Source organism: Neisseria flava (assembly GCF_982712965.1).
In genome coordinates, this window is the sequence record NZ_CEXQBZ010000127.1 from 16,315 (window position 1) to 29,465 (window position 13,151).

The following is a 13,151-nucleotide window of genomic DNA, read 5'->3' on the forward strand; positions in this document are numbered from 1 at the left end:
TTCCAACATGGATTCCCGCCTAAGCGGGAATGATGGAACAGGTAGGTTGCGTATCGAAAAAAATAATTTAGTTATAGAGGCACGGGCAGTTTGGAATGAATAGGGTTTGGGTACAGAAAATGGCAGATTTAAGGTGAAAAGCAAAATACCGCGGTCGTCGGACGGCCGGTTTCCCCGGGCATTAAAATTCCTTCTGGAACAGGTATTAATATTCCCCACGATATTCCCGAATATCCACTGTTGTATCATAAAGACCGATTTGTTCGGGAGTGTGTTTCACAATGCCTGTATATTCCAAGCTGCTGTCTTCATAGCGTTTGAACTTGAACACGGCATCGTTCATCAAGCCTTTGTTAAACAGATTGAGGCTGACCAGCAAATCAAAATCGGCTTGGTTTAAACCCGTCACTTTTTGAAACAAGCCTGTATCCAGTTGGCGGATGACATCTTCCAGCATATATTCCCGATAATCGGTCAGATACATAAAAATCGGAATGCGTGTGGCGAATTTCATCAGTTTTTCTTGAATTTGTTTGCGCAAAATTTTTTCCGCTTTTTCTTCATTGCTGATGGATTTTTTCTGCTCTTTGCTTGGATTGTCGCCTGCTTCCCGTTTGGCTTCTTTCACCGCTTCGGATTTGTTGATGATGGTTTCCAAATCCAAATTCAGTTGGCGGAAGCCTTCGATATTCATCAGAGCTTTCATCGCTTGTTCGTTGTTTTTGAGTTTTTTCAGCGTGTCGTTGTCCACGTTCACCAACAGCGCACTTTCCCAACGGCGAGCCAAAAGCGTGGCGGTGGTGCCGCTCATTGCCATATCCAAAATGCCCGAAGCGTCAATCGCGCGCATAGAGCTGCCGTCATACGCCAACACGGGCAGGAATTGGATAAATTCCGTGACTTTCTTTTCAGGGTTGATGCTGTCGGTGTTGAGTTGGCAACTGTAATCAGCAAGCTGGCGCAAGGCGCGATCCGGTGCAAAGTCAAATACATAGCAATTTTCTTTCAAGATACATTGCTCGTTGGGGTTGTCGGGATTATGCCCACGCAACACCCACGGTGTTTGCACTCGGAATGCCGCTTGGAAATAGGTTTCAGGGCTGGCAAGGTTGCGCAACATAAAAATCCCTGCCCACGGCGCAACGGATACGCCGGTCGTCAATTTGCCGCAACTGAGCGTAATACTTTTGGATTGCAACGGTTTTTCCATCGCTTTTTTTACCGGAACTAAGGCTTCTGCGCCTATGCCTGCTTCATTGCCTGCGGCGACAAGGATTTGATAGTCGTGATAAAAGGTATTTTGTTGTTGCGCCAATAAATTTTTCATCGCATAGCAGCTTGCCACATTCGGCAAAAACCAAAAAGTATGCAGCAGGCTGCCTAATAAATGCGTATCGCTAAACGGCATCGGCGGACGCTCTGCGCCCATTTTCAGATTATCCACCGTCGTAGAAAGCAGTTGTCCGCGGATCAAATCCAGCCATTTTTGCACTTCGCTTTCATATTTGAATTTGGCTTTGTCGCCCTCGCCTACGGCAGAGAAAAAAACATTCAAATCAAACTCGGCAAATTCACCTTTTAACGCCACTTCCCGAATCTCATCGGGCAACTGATAAGTGAGCATCACCATTTTCGGCAGTGATAAATAAGGGTTGTTATCGCCTTGCCATGCCGCTTTGGCTTTCTGCTCGTCGGAATACGTCCAGTTGAAAATCTGCTCTTCAATAAATTCGCCCGAATTGATGGCGCGAAACGGCGTACCCGACAAATAAAGATAATGGTCTGTCGTAATCGGCAACAAATCCTCATCAAAATAATCGGGCGAATCCAGCTCCATCTCTTGTTCTTCGGCATGTTGCTGCTTGGCTTGTGATTTTTCCCATTCACTGTCGGCAAACAAGTCTTTTGCCTTATCCCGCCACGCGCCGTAATGGTATTCGTCAAAAATTACGCAATCCCAGTTAATAGCGTGTACCCACTCGTTTTTCAGCTTAATGCCGCCCGATTTGCTTTTACCCAAATAATCTTGGAATGAACCGAAACAGATTTGCGGAAAATCGGCGTGCGGACGCCAATCGCTGCCATCGGTTACAAAACGCCAATCCTGAAAATCCAAATGGTCTTGCAAATCTTCCTGCCACGCATTTTGCACTGCGGGCTTGAAAGTCAAAACCAACACCTTTTTCCAACCCATTTTTTTTGCCAGCTGATAGGCTGCAAAGGTTTTGCCGAAGCGCATTTTTGCATTCCACAAAAAATGCGGAATTTTGCCTTTGTTCATCGGATCTTCGGTAAAACGTTGGAAATAATCCGCTGCTTTTTCTACCGCACTTTGCTGCTCGGGGCGCATACCGAAATTGAAAATTGCCTTTTTCTTTACTGCAACACCCGTTTTCAGTTCTAACAATGCCGTCTGAACATCTTCTACCGTACATTCAAACCACTCGCCTTTAACCCGTTTAACCCCATGTTTGAGCAAAACTTTGTGTACATCGTGATCGGTAAAAAACGAACCGTCATCACGTACCGCATCTTCGTCCAATTCAATGCGGTAGCTTTGACCAGGCTGTTTGACAGGAAATTGCGCTTCCACACGCTCTTTGACTGATTTGGCGGTATAGCCCACTTTCAGACAATCGGGATAACGGATGTCGGAATAAGCATAAATTTTAGGGCGGTGTAAAGGGGAAAGGTAAGGCATAGGATTTCCTTAGCGTTTATTGTGTTTGGCTTGTAGGGTGGGTTTTAGCTTACCAAATACGCAATATCGTCTGAAAATGGTGGGCTAGAAAGCCCACCCTACGGGTTATTCGTTGTTCATCGGCCGGATCATTGCCTCGATATAATCAATTTCCGCTTGGCTTAATTGGTATTTTTCGTAAAGTTCTTCATCCGTCCACGCTTTGGAAAAATCCTGCATAGGCACAAGCTCATAGACTTTTTTTGTTGTGTGCTGCGTATTCTTCTTGAGCGTGAGCATAAAATGGAAAAATCGAGTGTTGATGTAGCTCATCACATTTTCACAAGTCTGCTTGTCGTCAAACGGTCCCATCACAAGGTAAGTTTCCGTGCAAGCCGTGTTTGGTTCAGCATAAATCGGCTTGACCCAGTCCGTTTTGCTGTCACCTGAACCCACTGCATAAGGCGCAATCACTTTATGTGTATGAATCCATTGTTTATTCAATGGAATATCTTCTTGTTTGACGTAGCCGATGCCTCTGTTTTGATAAAGTTTCACGTTGTGTTCGGAAGAATTATAAGGTTCGGGATTGCCTTTAAAGTCCGTTGTCAGCCCAAATGGTTTTCTTCCACTAATCAAATCGCTAAAACTATTTTCTTGTTTTTCTTTTACTTTTCTCAAAATATGAACGGCGTTGTTATAACGAATTAAAAGATCTAAACCATCTTCTTTAAGCGGTCGTTTCATTTCTGAAATTTTTGAATTTTTTTCGTGCATTACAATCAAGCAATCATCATTGTGTTTTTCTTCCCAAAGGAAATAACAAACGCCACCTTTAATTTCTACTCCAGTAAAGCAATCACCTGAATCTGGAAAATCGTGAATTTCCGAAATTCGTTTATCATTTAACATTCGATCACGGAAATTATCCAACCCCTTTCCACCGGCATACCAACGAGCCGGAATAATCATAGAAAGATATTTTGGCTGTAATTTAATCGCCTGTTCTACAAACTGATCGTAAATCGGCTTGGCGCTGGCTTGTGCGCCGCCATCGCTCAACTGATACGGCGGATTGCCGATAATCACATCAAATTTCACGGGCAATTTCTCACTTATTTGTTTTAAATCCTGATGAATAAAGGCATAGGCGTGGCTTTCCAACTCATCGCCGCGGTCATACACTTGGCGGCTTGCGCCGCATTTTGTGCAACGCCCATTTTCCCATTGGTGCTTTAAAGGCATATAAAAAATATGCCCTTGCGGATCGGCAAACGCTTCGCAAACGGAATATTTGCCGTCGGCTTCACGGCTGCAATAGAGCGTGCGGCGCGACAGTAAGGCGGTCAGTTCTGTTAATCCCAAACCGAAAATCTGCTCGGTCAGAATATGGTTGATCCGTGTTTGCAAATCGGGAATTTCGTCTTTCAACCCTGTCAACAGCCGCTTGGCAATTTCACGCAAAAACACGCCCGATTTGGCGGCAGGGTCTAAAAACGTGGTTTTTGATGAGCAAAACAGTTCTTGCGGCAGTAAATCCAACATCTGATTGGCAAGAGCAGGCGAAGTAAACACTTCGTCATTAGATAAATTTGCCAAACAGGAAAGCACGTCGGGGTTGTAATTAATTGAGGGGTTCTGCATTTTCGATGTCCAAAAAATAACGGCCTTTAAATTCTTGTAGGGACTGATAAGGCGAACCTGCGTTATCCACTAAATATTGATATTGGAAATCGTGCCGCTTGAGCGAAAACCGGCGTGGAAACGGTACGGGCGACCATTGCGAAAAATGCAAGGGTTCGCTACTTTCGGTGTAACGCATCGTTAAAGCGTCGCCATGCACAATATTCAGGCGCAAAATAAATTCCAACGTGTTTAGAAAAGCTTCACCCGGTAAACGGGAAAGCTCGGTTTCATATTGCAAAACGATATAAGAAAACAACCGTTTGCGACAGGTTTTCACGTTGTCTTCCAACAGCTCGACGCCATAAATGGAACAAAGGGCAAGTACGGCATAAAACTCATATTCCCGTTGCGAAGTCCGGTAATTTTTCGCTACTACATCCAGCTTCCGCTTCAAAATCTGAATCAGAAAATTCCCATCGCCGCAGGCCGGCTCTAAAAAGCGCGACTCAATCCGCAAGGTTTCATTTTTCACCAAGTCCAACATGGCATTGACTTCTTGTTCACGGGTGAATACTTCACCGTGGTCGGCAACGCGCTGTTTTGATTTGATTTGTCCGGTCATAGCGTAATTGGCGTAACTTATAACGTAATTTTAAGCGTAATTATGATAATTGTTACGTAATTTTCAATCAAGCTTTTCGTTGGCAAAAAGGAACTCTTTAAAGTTGCAGATATGAATGAAAGAGAACAATTTGCAGAAAATTTGCAACGGATTTTGATTGAAAAAGGCTATGAGCCTAAGGCTTCGGTGATTGAGCGTGAATTTAATTTGCGTCATTACGGCAAACCGATAGGCTTACACGCTGTCGCCCGCTGGTTAAGGGGTGAGGGATTGCCTTCACTTTCCCGAATTAAGACGTTGGCAGAATGGCTGGAAGTAGATATTCGCGCATTGGTTTCAGACGAAAAAGCCTACCAAGTCGCCAAATTAGATAAACCGAAAGAACCCAATAAACACATTTGGGAAAGTGCGGCAAGCTATCAGGATCAGATGCTGTTTCAGATATTTTTAAACCTGCCTCCTGAACAGAAAAAGGTAGTCAGGGAAGTAATTATGGCGATGGATAAGGCCTACCGCTGTGAGAAATGATGAAGATAAAACGGTTGGTTTCCCGAAATGGAAACCAACCGTTTTTTATTGCATTGTTTTTGACTTAAAAATTAAGTTCTATAGCTAAATTACTTTATTTTTGCTCGCGACTTACCGGACTTCGTCATTCCTGCCTGCGCGGGAATGACGGCAGACGGAATATCAGGTTCGAGCAATACAAAATTGTCAACAATCCAAGTCATATTATTTTAAAGCAATGTTATAATTTCCCAAATCAATTTTTCAGACGACCCCTACAAGGACCCTGACTTATGAACAATTCAGTCATCACCGTCATCGGCAAAGACCGTGTCGGCATCGTGTACGACGTTTCCGGCATTCTCGCGGAAAACCGAATCAACATCCTCAATATCAGCCAGCAGCTAATGGACGATTTCTTCACCATGATTATCTTGGTGGATACCTCGAAATGTCCCAAATCGCGGCAGGAAATGCTGGATTTGTTTGCGGAAGAGAGCAAAAAACTCGCGCTCGATATCCGTATGCAAAATGAAGAAATCTTCCAAGCCATGCACCGCATTTGAGTCGGAGGAATGTGATGAGTATCCAATCCGGCGAAATTTTAGAAACCGTCAAAATGGTTGCCGACCAGCATTTCGACGTCCGCACCATTACCATAGGCATTGATTTGCACGACTGTATCAGCACCGACATCGATGTGTTGAACCAAAACATTTACAACAAAATCACCACCGTTGGCAAAGATTTGGTCGCTACGGCGAAACACCTTTCCGCCAAATACGGCGTGCCGATTGTGAATCAGCGTATTTCCGTTACGCCGATTGCCCAAATCGCGGCAGCGACCAAAGCCGATTCTTACGTCAGCGTGGCGCAGATTTTGGACAAGGCAGCCAAAGCCATCGGCGTATCCTTTATCGGCGGCTTTTCCGCGCTGGTGCAAAAAGGCATGTCTCCTTCAGACGAGGTGTTAATCCGCTCCATTCCCGAAGCGATGAAGACGACCGACATCGTGTGCAGCTCCATCAATATCGGCAGCACGCGCGCGGGTATCAATATGGATGCGGTCAGACTGGCGGGCGAAACAATCAAGCGCACGGCTGAAATCACGCCCGAAGGTTTCGGCTGCGCCAAAATCGTCGTGTTCTGCAACGCGGTGGAAGACAATCCGTTTATGGCGGGCGCGTTTCACGGGTCGGGTGAAGCAGACGCCGTTATCAATGTCGGCGTGTCGGGGCCGGGCGTGGTCAAAGCCGCGCTGGAAAATTCGGACGCGGTCAGCCTGACCGAAGTCGCCGAAGTCGTGAAGAAAACCGCCTTCAAAATCACCCGCGTGGGCGAACTCATCGGCCGCGAAGCCTCGAAAATTTTGGGCATTCCGTTCGGTATTCTCGATTTGTCGCTGGCACCGACCCCTGCCGTTGGCGACTCGGTAGCACGCATCCTTGAAGAAATGGGCTTGAGCGTCTGCGGTACGCACGGCACGACGGCTGCTTTGGCATTGCTGAACGATGCCGTGAAAAAGGGCGGCATGATGGCTTCCAGCGCGGTCGGCGGTTTGAGCGGCGCGTTTATTCCCGTTTCCGAAGACGAAGGCATGATTGCCGCCGCCGAAGCAGGCGTGCTGACACTGGACAAACTCGAAGCGATGACCGCCGTCTGCTCGGTCGGGCTGGACATGATTGCCATTCCCGGCGACACGCCCGCGCACACGATTTCCGGTATCATCGCCGACGAAGCCGCCATCGGCATGATCAACAGTAAAACCACCGCCGTGCGCATCATTCCGGTAACGGGCAAAACCGTCGGCGACAGTGTCGAGTTCGGCGGTCTGTTGGGCTACGCGCCTGTAATGCCGGTTAAAGAAGGTTCGTGCGAAGTGTTCGTCAACCGCGGCGGCAGGATTCCCGCACCGGTTCAATCGATGAAAAACTGATGGCTTGACCATGAAAAAGGTCGTCTGAAAACTTGCAATGCTTGTTTTCAGACGACCTTTTCCAACTCTGCGCCTGTATTTATCCGTAGAAATTGTTTACAATATGAAAATGCGCCTGTTTCTCAGGCATTTCCCGACAGAAAGGCAATCATGCAAGTTACATCAAAATGGATAGACGGAATGTGCTTTGTCGGCACGACCGAAAACGGACACAGCGTCGTCATGGAAGGCGCGGCGGCGGAAGGGCAGGCGAAACGCGGTCCCAGCCCGATGGAAATGCTGCTTTTGGGTGTGGCGGGCTGTTCCAGCATCGATGTTGTGATGATTGCCGAGAAACAGCGTCAAAAGGTAGTGGACTGCCAAGCGACGGTTACTGCGAAGCGCGCCGACGATACCCCGCGCGTGTTCACCGAAATCCACATCCATTTTAAAGTCATCGGACACAATCTGACCGAATCCGCCATCGAGCGCGCCGTGCAGATGTCCGCCGAGAAATATTGTTCCGCCTCGATTATGCTGGGCAAGGCGGCGAAAATCACCCACAGTTTTGAAACCGTCGAAGCAGAGTAATTTTTCAGACGACCTCCCGTATCTTTCAGGGGTCGTCTGAAAAGCGTTTAGAGGCGGAATACTGTTAAAGCGTGAATAAAGACCGCCCGACAAAAAAGCAGATATATTCACGCTACACCATGAATATATCTGCTTGCTTATTGTGGATTCTCTCTCTATCAGCCTTTATAACTTGGCCTTTCGACATATTGTGCAAGCTTAGTTAGGGATTGTCAACAATTTTTAATTATATCTTAATCAGGTTTCGTGACATATTGAAATGGAATCAAGTATAAAGCGATACGGGGCGGCTCAACGCCATCGCAAATTTCCAGTCATTTCAAACAATATGCCACGCCAGACCATGAGGAGAGCTGAAATAATGAATACCGATAACGAAACCCTCCATGCGCCCACCCCTTCTTCCATGATGCCGGCAGGCAGGCACGATTCGGAGCTGTTCCGCGTTTACGCCCTGATTTTGGACGGCATCACCGACCATGTTTTGCTGCCCGGCAAAAAATTGACCGAATCCGAGCTTTGCCGCCAGATGGTTTGCTCGCGCAATACTGTGCGCGGCGCGCTGTCCCTGTTGGCGCACGACAAAATCGTCGATTTGCAGCCCAATCGCGGCGCGTTCGTCCATGTTCCCGATTTGAAGGAAATGCAGGACGTGTTCAACGCGCGTATCGAAATGGAAAGCATGATTTTGAACCTTCTGTCCGATATGCCCGATTTGGAAACGCGCCTCCAGCCGCTCTACGCGATGATCGAGCGTGAAGAACAGGCGTCCGACAGCGGCGACCGCGTGGGTTGGAACCGCTTATCCAATGCCTTTCATGTCGAACTGGCACGCTTGATCGACAATAATGTCTTGTTCGATATCATGAACACCCTGTGCGCCCGTTCTTCGCTCATCGTCGCCGTCTTCGATGCGCAACGTCATGAAAAACGCACCATCAACACCCACACCCATTCCGAACACCGCGAAATCCTCGACCTGCTGGTCAACGGCAAACGCAACCGCGTGGTCAAAGTCATGCGCAAACACTTAAGCGCGTGCGTAGAGCGTTTGGAACGCAAATACGAAGGCGAGTAATCAAAGGCCAATAAAAGGTCGTCTGAAAACGAGCGTGGGTAGGTTTTCAGACGACCTTTGTCAGCATTTCGTTGTTGTCAAACATCTTTACGCCAACCTGCCGACCAAACCGACATTACGGCATTTTTTCATGAGACATTTCTCCAATGACCGCTTATACGCAACAGCTCGACCAAAAAATCCAATACTTGCAACAGCTTTTCCAAGGTTTGGATTTTCCTGAAATTCAAGTTTTCGAATCCCCCGAACAGCATTACCGTATGCGCGCCGAATTCCGCATTTGGCACGAAGGCGGCGAAATGTTTTATGCCATGTTCGAGCGTGGGCAGAAAGCAAGCGGCGCAAGTCTCATACGTTGCGACCAATTTCCTGCTGCTTCGGAGTCCATCAATGCTTTGATGCCCAAACTCATCGAAGCTGCCACGCAAAATCCCGAACTCAAAAACCGCTGGTACGCTGTAGAATTTCTGTCTGCACTAAGCGGCGAGATGCTCGTTACCATGATTTACCACAGAAAACTGGACGAAGCGTGGCAGCGTGCCGCCGAAACCTTGGCGCGTGAATTGGGCATTCATATCATCGGTCGGAGTAGGAGGCAGAAAATCGTTTTGACTCAAGACTATATAACCGAAGAGCTGAACGTAAACGGTAAAACCTTTCGCTACCGCCAAGTCGAAGGCAGCTTTACCCAGCCCAATGCCCGCGTGTGCGAAAAAATGCTTGGCTGGGCGTGTGATGTTGCGCAAAATCTCGACGGCGATTTGCTCGAACTCTACTGCGGCAACGGCAATTTCACCCTGCCGCTCTCGCAGCATTTCCGTCAGGTGTTAGCAACCGAAGTGTCCAAAACTTCCGTTTACGCCGCGCAATGGAACATCGAAGCGAACCAAAGAGACAACATCAAAATCGCCCGCCTCTCTGCGGAAGAATTTACCGAAGCCTATACGCAAAGCCGCGAATTCCGCCGCCTGCAAGAGCAGGGTATCTCGTTGAAAGATTACGGATTCTCCACGATTTTTGTCGATCCGCCCCGCGCCGGCGTCGATGATGAAACGCTGAAGCTGGTTTCCCGGTTCGACAACATTATCTATATTTCCTGCAATCCTGAAACCTTGCGCGCGAACCTCGACAGACTTTGCCAAACCCATACTGTCGAACGCGCTGCGTTGTTTGATCAGTTCCCGTTTACGCACCATATCGAAAGCGGCGTTTATTTGAAGAAGAAATAAAGAAGCGGGGTTGAAAAAGGTCGTCTGAACATTTTAAAAACATGGATTTCATGTGCAAAACTGTTTTCAGACGACCTTTTCCCTGATAAGAAATTTCCAATAAAGCCTGAATCATCATGCCCGTAGATTCCTTTTTCTACTTCTTACTGCTCACCGGATTTTGTGCCGGACTGATGGACGCGGCGGTTGGCGGCGGCGGGCTGTTGCAAATTCCCGGACTGTTCAACCTGCTGCCGAATTCCACACCTGTCGCTTCGGTGATGGGCGTGAATAAGTTTGCCTCCTGCTGCGGGACGGTTACTGCGACGGGGCAATATCTGCGCAGAATCCCTGTACCGTGGAAAATGCTGCTGCCCGCCGCCGCGCTGGCTTTTGCCGCTTCCTATCTGGGCGCGAAAACCGTGGTCTTCCTCCCTGTGCAATATATGAAACCGGCGATGCTGGTCATCATGATTGCCATGTGTGTTTATACCTTTATCAAAAAAGATTTGGGGCAGACGGTGCGCACTGAAAAACTGACGCGTCGAGAAACCTTGTGGGGTTTGTTTTTCGGCGCATTAATCGGGTTTTACGACGGTATTTTCGGGCCGGGAACGGGCAGCCTTTTGGCTTTCGTGTTCGTCCGTTTTTACGGCTACGATTTTTTGACGGCAAACGCATCGGCAAAAGTCATCAATTCGACCACCAATCTCGCCGCGCTGACATTTTTCATCCCGCAAGGGCATGTTGTTTGGGCGTGGGCAATTCCGCTTGCGCTGGCGAATTTGTGCGGCGGCATGGTCGGTGCGAAATTGGCGATACGCGGCGGAACCAAGTTTCTGCGTTACGGATTTATGGTGTTGTTGTGTCTGACCATAGGCAAGTTCGCTTGGGATTTGATTCGATAGAGATAAGGCGCACCATAGCAGGATTCGCGTCCTGAAAGCGTTTCAGACGACCTTTGTATGCTAAAATCCGTCATCTTTCAGCATATAACCGATAGAGGGCAACATGGCAGGTAACACTTTCGGACAACTCTTTACCGTTACCACCTTCGGCGAAAGCCACGGCGCAGGTTTGGGCTGCATCATCGACGGCTGCCCGCCTGGGCTGGCATTGACCGAATCATACATCCAAGCCGATCTCGACCGGCGCAAACCCGGCACTAGCCGCCATGTTACCCAACGCCGCGAAGCCGACCAAGTCGAAATCCTCTCCGGCGTCTTCGAAGGCAAAACTACCGGCACCCCCATCGCCCTCTTAATCCGCAATACCGATCAACGCAGCAAAGACTATGGCAACATCGCCACCAGCTTCCGTCCCGGTCATGCCGACTATACCTACTGGCACAAATACGGCACGCGCGATTACCGCGGCGGCGGCAGAAGCTCCGCCCGCGAAACCGCCGCCCGCGTTGCCGCCGGAGCCGTTGCCAAAAAATGGTTGAAAGAAAAATTCGGCACGGAAATCACCGCCTACGTTACCCAAGTCGGCGAAAAAGAAATTCAGTTTGAAGGTTACGAACACATCTCCCAAAACCCCTTCTTCGCCGCCAACCAAAGCCAAATCGCCGAGCTGGAAAACTATATGGACAGCGTGCGCAAATCGTTGGATTCCGTCGGCGCGAAGCTGCATATTGAAGCGGCCAACGTCCCCGTCGGCTTGGGTGAACCCGTTTTCGACCGCCTCGATGCCGAAATCGCCTATGCCATGATGAGCATCAACGCCGTCAAAGGCGTGGAAATCGGCGCAGGCTTCGGCAGCGTCGTCCAGCGCGGCAGCGAACACGGCGACGAACTCGCCCCGCAAGGCTTCCTGTCTAACCACGCCGGCGGCATCCTCGGCGGCATCAGCACCGGACAAGATATCCACGTCAACATCGCCATCAAACCCACCAGTTCCATCGCCACCCCGCGCCGCAGCATCGACATCAACGGCAACCCCGTCGAGCTCGCCACCCACGGCAGACACGACCCCTGCGTCGGCCTGCGCGCCGCTCCCATCGCCGAAGCCATGCTCGCGCTCGTGCTTATCGACCACGCCCTACGCCACCGCGCGCAAAATGCCGACGTAACTGTTGATACGCCAGACATTACCAAGTAGCATAGATAAAATTGAAAGAGGTAGTCTGAAAACAAACATGGCGGATTGTGCCGAACGTTTTCAGACGACCTTTTCGCAACGCTATGGCGACAGGTGTGTCGGCGTCGTCCGCAAATAAACATTTACAATCGAACATTCGCAAAAAAACTTAGCCAAAACACAGGCTTTATACTAAAATACCGCCATTACCGTGCCATAGCGAAACGCACGGCTTTATTTTAGAGGAATACAAACGACATGACACAAGAAACCGCTTTGGGCGCAGCTTTGAAATCCGCCGTCCAAACCATGAGCAAGAAAAAACAGACCGACATGATTGCCGACCATATCTACGGCAAATACGACGTCTTCAAACGATTCAAACCGCTGGCCGTCGGCATCGACCAAGACCTTGTTGCCGCGCTGCCTCAATACGATCCTGCGCTGATCGCCCGCGTCCTCGCCAACCATTGCCGCCGTCCCCGTTACCTCAAAGCCCTGGCGCGCGGTGGAAAACGTTTTGATTTGAACAACCGCTTCAAAGGCGAAGTCAGCGCGGAAGAACAAGCCATCGCCCAACAGCATCCGTTTGTCCAACAAGCTTTGGCAGAACAAGCCGAGCGCCAAGCCGCCAAACAGGCAGCGCAAACTGAGGCAGTAGAAGCCGAACAAGTCGGCGCAGCAGCCGAAACTGAAGAAGCGGTACAAAACAACGCCGAATAATATCGAATGATTTTAAAAGGTCGTCTGAAAACGGGTTTTCTGTTTGAACTGCACCCCAAAAGTTGGACATCCCCTCCAACTCACAAGGTGCAGTTTTTTTATGAGCAAATATACATTAC

12 protein-coding genes are annotated in these 13,151 nt (G+C 48.9%); 9 read left to right on the forward strand and 3 right to left on the reverse strand.

From position 1 onward, the window contains the following. Positions 1–205: 205 nt before the first annotated feature. The 3 genes from AC5M9B_RS09615 to AC5M9B_RS09625 form a co-directional block, all read right to left on the reverse strand. Positions 206–2,701: a GIY-YIG nuclease family protein gene (locus tag AC5M9B_RS09615; protein ID WP_487648561.1), complete on the reverse strand. Its 2,496-nt coding sequence runs from the start codon at positions 2,699–2,701 to the stop codon at positions 206–208. 105 nt (positions 2,702–2,806) lie between these two features. Next, the gene (locus AC5M9B_RS09620; RefSeq protein WP_487648562.1) at positions 2,807–4,324 is read right to left on the reverse strand and encodes an Eco57I restriction-modification methylase domain-containing protein; all 1,518 of its coding nucleotides are present in this window, start codon (positions 4,322–4,324) and stop codon (positions 2,807–2,809) included. After that, positions 4,305–4,928 carry a DNA methyltransferase gene (locus tag AC5M9B_RS09625; RefSeq protein WP_070680578.1) on the reverse strand — a complete coding sequence of 208 codons (624 nt, stop codon included), beginning with the start codon at positions 4,926–4,928 and terminating at the stop codon, positions 4,305–4,307. Before AC5M9B_RS09625 ends, AC5M9B_RS09620 begins: the two co-directional genes overlap by 20 nt. 111 nt (positions 4,929–5,039) lie before the next feature. Here AC5M9B_RS09625 and AC5M9B_RS09630 point away from each other — a divergent pair, with 111 nt between their 5' ends. The 9 genes from AC5M9B_RS09630 (at position 5,040) to AC5M9B_RS09670 (ending at position 13,032) form a co-directional block, all read left to right on the forward strand. Then, positions 5,040–5,456, forward strand: coding sequence for a hypothetical protein (locus tag AC5M9B_RS09630; RefSeq protein ID WP_209282818.1), 417 nt, complete (start codon positions 5,040–5,042; stop codon positions 5,454–5,456). A gap of 272 nt (positions 5,457–5,728) precedes the next feature. Next, entirely contained in the window at positions 5,729–6,001 is a 273-nt protein-coding gene (locus AC5M9B_RS09635) for an ACT domain-containing protein (protein WP_009174021.1), read from the forward strand. A gap of 14 nt (positions 6,002–6,015) precedes the next feature. Beyond that, positions 6,016–7,371: a PFL family protein gene (locus AC5M9B_RS09640; RefSeq protein WP_487648563.1), complete on the forward strand. Its 1,356-nt coding sequence runs from the start codon at positions 6,016–6,018 to the stop codon at positions 7,369–7,371. A 150-nt stretch (positions 7,372–7,521) separates the two neighbouring features. After that, a complete protein-coding gene (locus AC5M9B_RS09645) occupies positions 7,522–7,941 on the forward strand; it encodes an OsmC family protein (protein ID WP_070440537.1) in 420 nt (139 codons plus the stop codon). Between the two features lie 361 nt (positions 7,942–8,302). Continuing rightward, positions 8,303–9,019: a GntR family transcriptional regulator gene (locus AC5M9B_RS09650; RefSeq protein WP_487648564.1), complete on the forward strand. Its 717-nt coding sequence runs from the start codon at positions 8,303–8,305 to the stop codon at positions 9,017–9,019. A 146-nt stretch (positions 9,020–9,165) separates the two neighbouring features. Further along, the gene (trmA, locus tag AC5M9B_RS09655) at positions 9,166–10,248 is read left to right on the forward strand and encodes a tRNA (uridine(54)-C5)-methyltransferase TrmA (protein WP_487648565.1); all 1,083 of its coding nucleotides are present in this window, start codon (positions 9,166–9,168) and stop codon (positions 10,246–10,248) included. 116 nt (positions 10,249–10,364) lie between these two features. Then, on the forward strand, positions 10,365–11,135 hold the full coding sequence (locus tag AC5M9B_RS09660; RefSeq protein ID WP_209282815.1) for a sulfite exporter TauE/SafE family protein: 771 nt from the start codon (positions 10,365–10,367) through the stop codon (positions 11,133–11,135). A 103-nt stretch (positions 11,136–11,238) separates the two neighbouring features. After that, positions 11,239–12,330 carry a chorismate synthase gene (aroC, locus tag AC5M9B_RS09665; RefSeq protein ID WP_487648566.1) on the forward strand — a complete coding sequence of 364 codons (1,092 nt, stop codon included), beginning with the start codon at positions 11,239–11,241 and terminating at the stop codon, positions 12,328–12,330. A 237-nt stretch (positions 12,331–12,567) separates the two neighbouring features. Further along, entirely contained in the window at positions 12,568–13,032 is a 465-nt protein-coding gene (locus AC5M9B_RS09670; RefSeq protein WP_019270475.1) for a ProQ/FINO family protein, read from the forward strand. Positions 13,033–13,151: the final 119 nt, after the last annotated feature.